The following is a 5,265-nucleotide window of genomic DNA, read 5'->3' on the forward strand; positions in this document are numbered from 1 at the left end:
CCGAACCATGAAAAGATTATAGTTTGAAAGCCATAATAGAGCAAGTGGCGTGCGTCAATAAAATAAGATAACTAAGCTGAAGTTAAAAAAGAGCAGCTATAGAGCTAAAAAAGCAAACACTTCAAAACGGAGAGTTTGATCCTGGCTCAGGATGAACGCTGGCGGTATGCTTAACACATGCAAGTCGAACGCACCTTTCGGGGTGAGTGGCGGACGGGTGAGTAACGCGTGAGAATCTAGCTTCAGGTCTGGGACAACCACTGGAAACGGTGGCTAATACCGGATGTGCCGAGAGGTAAAAGGCTTGCTGCCTGAAGATGAGCTCGCGTCTGATTAGCTAGTAGGTGTGGTAAGAGCGCACCTAGGCGACGATCAGTAGCTGGTCTGAGAGGATGATCAGCCACACTGGGACTGAGACACGGCCCAGACTCCTACGGGAGGCAGCAGTGGGGAATTTTCCGCAATGGGCGAAAGCCTGACGGAGCAATACCGCGTGAGGGAGGAAGGCTCTTGGGTCGTAAACCTCTTTTCTCAGGGAAGAACACAATGACGGTACCTGAGGAATAAGCATCGGCTAACTCCGTGCCAGCAGCCGCGGTAATACGGAGGATGCAAGCGTTATCCGGAATGATTGGGCGTAAAGCGTCCGCAGGTGGCTGTGTAAGTCTGCTGTTAAAGAGTGAGGCTCAACCTCATAAGAGCAGTGGAAACTACACGGCTAGAGTGCGTTCGGGGCAGAGGGAATTCCTGGTGTAGCGGTGAAATGCGTAGAGATCAGGAAGAACACCGGTGGCGAAAGCGCTCTGCTAGGCCGCAACTGACACTGAGGGACGAAAGCTAGGGGAGCGAATGGGATTAGATACCCCAGTAGTCCTAGCCGTAAACGATGGATACTAGGCGTGGCTTGTATCGACCCGAGCCGTGCCGTAGCTAACGCGTTAAGTATCCCGCCTGGGGAGTACGCACGCAAGTGTGAAACTCAAAGGAATTGACGGGGGCCCGCACAAGCGGTGGAGTATGTGGTTTAATTCGATGCAACGCGAAGAACCTTACCAAGACTTGACATGTCGCGAATCCTACTGAAAGGTGGGAGTGCCTTCGGGAGCGCGAACACAGGTGGTGCATGGCTGTCGTCAGCTCGTGTCGTGAGATGTTGGGTTAAGTCCCGCAACGAGCGCAACCCTCGTTTTTAGTTGCCAGCACTTCGGGTGGGCACTCTAGAGAGACTGCCGGTGACAAACCGGAGGAAGGTGGGGATGACGTCAAGTCAGCATGCCCCTTACGTCTTGGGCTACACACGTACTACAATGCTACGGACAGAGGGCAGCAAGCTAGCGATAGCAAGCTAATCCCGGAAACCGTGGCTCAGTTCAGATCGCAGGCTGCAACTCGCCTGCGTGAAGGAGGAATCGCTAGTAATTGCAGGTCAGCATACTGCAGTGAATTCGTTCCCGGGCCTTGTACACACCGCCCGTCACACCATGGAAGCTGGTCACGCCCGAAGTCATTACCCCAACTTTTCGGAGAGGGGGATGCCTAAGGCAGGACTGGTGACTGGGGTGAAGTCGTAACAAGGTAGCCGTACCGGAAGGTGTGGCTGGATCACCTCCTTTTTAGGGAGACCTACACCCCTCAAGTCTTGAAAGCAAAATGCAAATAGAGATTGAGTTGGTCTAACCTAGGTCGGTCGCAGACATTTGCTCAAAGCTTTCAAACTATGATTTGGTTCGATATGGGCTATTAGCTCAGGTGGTTAGAGCGCACCCCTGATAAGGGTGAGGTCCCTGGTTCGAGTCCAGGATGGCCCACCTGAAAGTAATTCTTAAATTGCTAATTCGTAATTCGTAAATAACTACGAATTAAGAATTGCGAATTACGAATTATAATCTGGGGGTTTAGCTCAGTTGGTAGAGCGCCTGCTTTGCAAGCAGGATGTCAGCGGTTCGAGTCCGCTAACCTCCACCTGGGGTTATTAAAAGTAAAAAAAAGATAGATTCAGCAACATGGCGTCATGTCGTCAGACTGCTGGGTAAATATCCAGCCAGAACCTTGAAAACTGCATAAGTAACGCGAAATTGTAGGTAGTCATTAGTCACTAGTCATTAGTCATTGTTAAAAACAATAGACGAATGACAAAGAATAATTGACTTGATACAGACACCAAATGTTTGAGTGGTCAAGCTAATAAGGGCTAACGGTGGATACCTAGGCACACAGAGGCGATGAAGGACGTGGTTACCGACGATATGCTCCGGGGAGTTGGAAGCAAACTTTGAGCCGGAGATTTCCGAATGGGGCAACCCTATATACTACCTGCTGAATATATAGGCAGGAAAGAGCCAACCCAGCGAACTGAAACATCTTAGTAGCTGGAGGAAGAGAAATCAATTAAGAGATTCCCTAAGTAGTGGTGAGCGAAAGGGGAAGAGCCTAAACCAAAGGGTTTACCTTTTGGGGTAGTGGGACAGCGAGATCGAATCTGGCGGTTAGATGAAGCAGCTAAATACTGCACCAAAGAAGGTGAAAGTCCTGTAGTCGAAAACTTAAAGATAGTAGCTGAATCCCGAGTAGCATGGGGCACGAGGAATCCCATGTGAATCAGCGAGGACCACCTCGTAAGGCTAAATACTACTGTGTGACCGATAGTGAACCAGTACCGCGAGGGAAAGGTGAAAAGAACCCCGGAAGGGGAGTGAAATAGAACATGAAACCGTTAGCTTACAAGCAGTGGGAGGACGATTCAACGTCTGACCGCGTGCCTGTTGAAGAATGAGCCGGCGACTTATAGGCACTGGTAGGTTAAGGCGAGAATGCCGGAGCCAAAGCGAAAGCGAGTCTGAAAAGGGCGATAATCAGTGTTTATAGACCCGAACCCTGGTGATCTAACCATGGCCAGGATGAAGCTTGGGTAACACCAAGTGGAGGTCCGCACCGACCGATGTTGAAAAATCGGCGGATGAGTTGTGGTTAGCGGTGAAATGCCAATCGAACCAGGAGCTAGCTGGTTCTCCCCGAAATGTGTTTAGGCGCAGCGGTAATGATTATATCTGGGGGGTAAAGCACTGTTTCGGTGCGGGCTGGGAGACCGGTACCAAATCGAGACAAACTCTGAATACCCAGAGCACACATTGCCAGTGAGACAGTGGGGGATAAGCTTCATTGTCAAGAGGGAAACAGCCCAGACCACCAGCTAAGGTCCCCAAATCATCGCTAAGTGATAAAGGAGGTGAGAGTGCACAGACAACTAGGAGGTTTGCCTAGAAGCAGCCACCCTTGAAAGAGTGCGTAATAGCTCACTAGTCAAGCGCTCTTGCGCCGAAAATGAACGGGGCTAAGCGATGTACCGAAGCTGTGGGATTGATCTATCGATTAATCGGTAGGGGAGCGTTCCGTCGTAGGTAGAAGCAGTAGCGGCAAGCAGCTGTGGACGAAACGGAAGTGAGAATGTCGGCTTGAGTAGCGCAAACATTGGTGAGAATCCAATGCCCCGAAACCCTAAGGGTTCCTCCGCCAGGTTCGTCCCCGGAGGGTTAGTCAGGTCCTAAGGCGAGGCCGAACGGCGTAGTCGATGGACAACGGGTTAACATTCCCGTACTGACTTAGAGTTGTGCAGAGGGACGGAGAAGGTGAATGTCAGCCGGATATTGGTTCCCGGTTCAAGCGTCAAGATTTTGAGAGACGGCGAAAACGTCTTGAGTTGAGGCGTGAGTACGACCTACTACGGTGGGGAAGTGGCATAATCTAGCTTCCAAGAAAAGCTCTAAACACGTTAACTCTAAGTTACCTGTACCCGAAACCGACACAGGTAGGGAGGTTGAGAATACCAAGGGGCGCGAGATAACTCTCTCTAAGGAACTCGGCAAAATGGCCCCGTAACTTCGGAAGAAGGGGTGCCCACTGTAACAGGTGGGTCGCAGTGAAGAGATCCAGGCGACTGTTTACCAAAAACACAGGTCTCCGCAAAGTCGAATGACGCAGTATGGGGGCTGACGCCTGCCCAGTGCCGGAAGGTTAAGGAAGTCGGTCAGGGGGAAACCTTGAAGCTGGCGACCGAAGCCCCGGTGAACGGCGGCCGTAACTATAACGGTCCTAAGGTAGCGAAATTCCTTGTCGGGTAAGTTCCGACCCGCACGAAAGGCGTAACGATCTGGATGGTGTCTCAGAGAGAGACTCGGCGAAATAGGAATGTCTGTGAAGATACGGACTACCTGCACCTGGACAGAAAGACCCTATGAAGCTTTACTGTAGCCTGGAATTGTGTCCGGGCTTGGCTTGCGCAGGATAGGTGGGAGGCGTAGAGATATTCCTTGTGGGGAATATGGAGCCAACGGTGAGATACCACTCTGGCGAAGCTAGGATTCTAACCCGCTCCCATTATCTGGGAGGGGAACAGTTTCAGGTGGGCAGTTTGACTGGGGCGGTCGCCTCCTAAAAGGTAACGGAGGCGCGCAAAGGTTCCCTCAGCACGCTTGGAAACCGTGCGGCGAGTGTAAAGGCATAAAGGGAGCTTGACTGCAAGAGTGACATCTCGAGCAGGTACGAAAGTAGGCCTTAGTGATCCGACGGCGCAGAGTGGAATGGCCGTCGCTCAACGGATAAAAGTTACTCTAGGGATAACAGGCTGATCTCCCCCAAGAGTCCACATCGACGGGGAGGTTTGGCACCTCGATGTCGGCTCATCGCAACCTGGGGCGGAAGTACGTCCCAAGGGTTGGGCTGTTCGCCCATTAAAGCGGTACGTGAGCTGGGTTCAGAACGTCGTGAGACAGTTCGGTCCATATCCGGTGCAGGCGTAAGAGCATTGAGAGGAGCCTTCCTTAGTACGAGAGGACCGGGAAGGACGCACCGCTGGTGTACCAGTTATCGTGCCAACGGTAAACGCTGGGTAGCCAAGTGCGGAGCGGATAACCGCTGAAAGCATCTAAGTGGGAAGCCCACCTCAAGATGAGTGCTCTCACTACTAAAAGTAGGTAAGGTCACGGGCAGAACACCCGTTGATAGGCGGTAGGTGGAAGTGCAGTAATGTATGTAGCCGAGCCGTGCTAACAGACCGAGGGCTTGACCTCATCATCATTGCTGGTTGTTGAATTCGCGTTACTTTGCAGTCTTCAGGGTTTTGTTTACCCAACTACAAGTTTTCCTGGTGTCTATTGCGCGGTGGAACCACGCTGATTCCTTCCCGAACTCAGAGGTGAAACGCTGCTGCGGCCACGATAGTTTAGGGGTTGCCCTACGCAAAAATAGCTCGATGCCAGGTTTATTATT

The 5,265-nt window shown here is 51.6% G+C and carries 2 tRNA genes and 3 rRNA genes; all 5 read left to right on the forward strand.

Features of this window, described 5'->3' with window-relative positions:
- Positions 1 to 123: 123 nt before the first annotated feature.
- The 5 genes from HCR01_RS36725 (at position 124) to rrf (ending at position 5,257) form a co-directional block, all read left to right on the forward strand.
- Positions 124 to 1,613, forward strand: a 16S ribosomal RNA gene (locus tag HCR01_RS36725).
- A gap of 121 nt (positions 1,614 to 1,734) precedes the next feature.
- Positions 1,735 to 1,808: transfer RNA gene (locus tag HCR01_RS36730), tRNA-Ile, on the forward strand.
- A gap of 81 nt (positions 1,809 to 1,889) precedes the next feature.
- Positions 1,890 to 1,962 (forward strand) — tRNA-Ala (locus HCR01_RS36735).
- A gap of 212 nt (positions 1,963 to 2,174) precedes the next feature.
- Positions 2,175 to 5,066: ribosomal RNA gene (locus HCR01_RS36740) — 23S ribosomal RNA — on the forward strand.
- Between the two features lie 73 nt (positions 5,067 to 5,139).
- Positions 5,140 to 5,257 (forward strand): 5S ribosomal RNA (gene rrf, locus HCR01_RS36745).
- The 16S, 23S and 5S rRNA genes sit together here with 2 tRNA genes alongside, the layout of an rRNA operon.
- Positions 5,258 to 5,265 lie beyond the last annotated feature (8 nt).

It is taken from the genome of Nostoc sp. MG11, from assembly GCF_014904695.1.
Classification (GTDB): domain Bacteria; phylum Cyanobacteriota; class Cyanobacteriia; order Cyanobacteriales; family Nostocaceae; genus Komarekiella.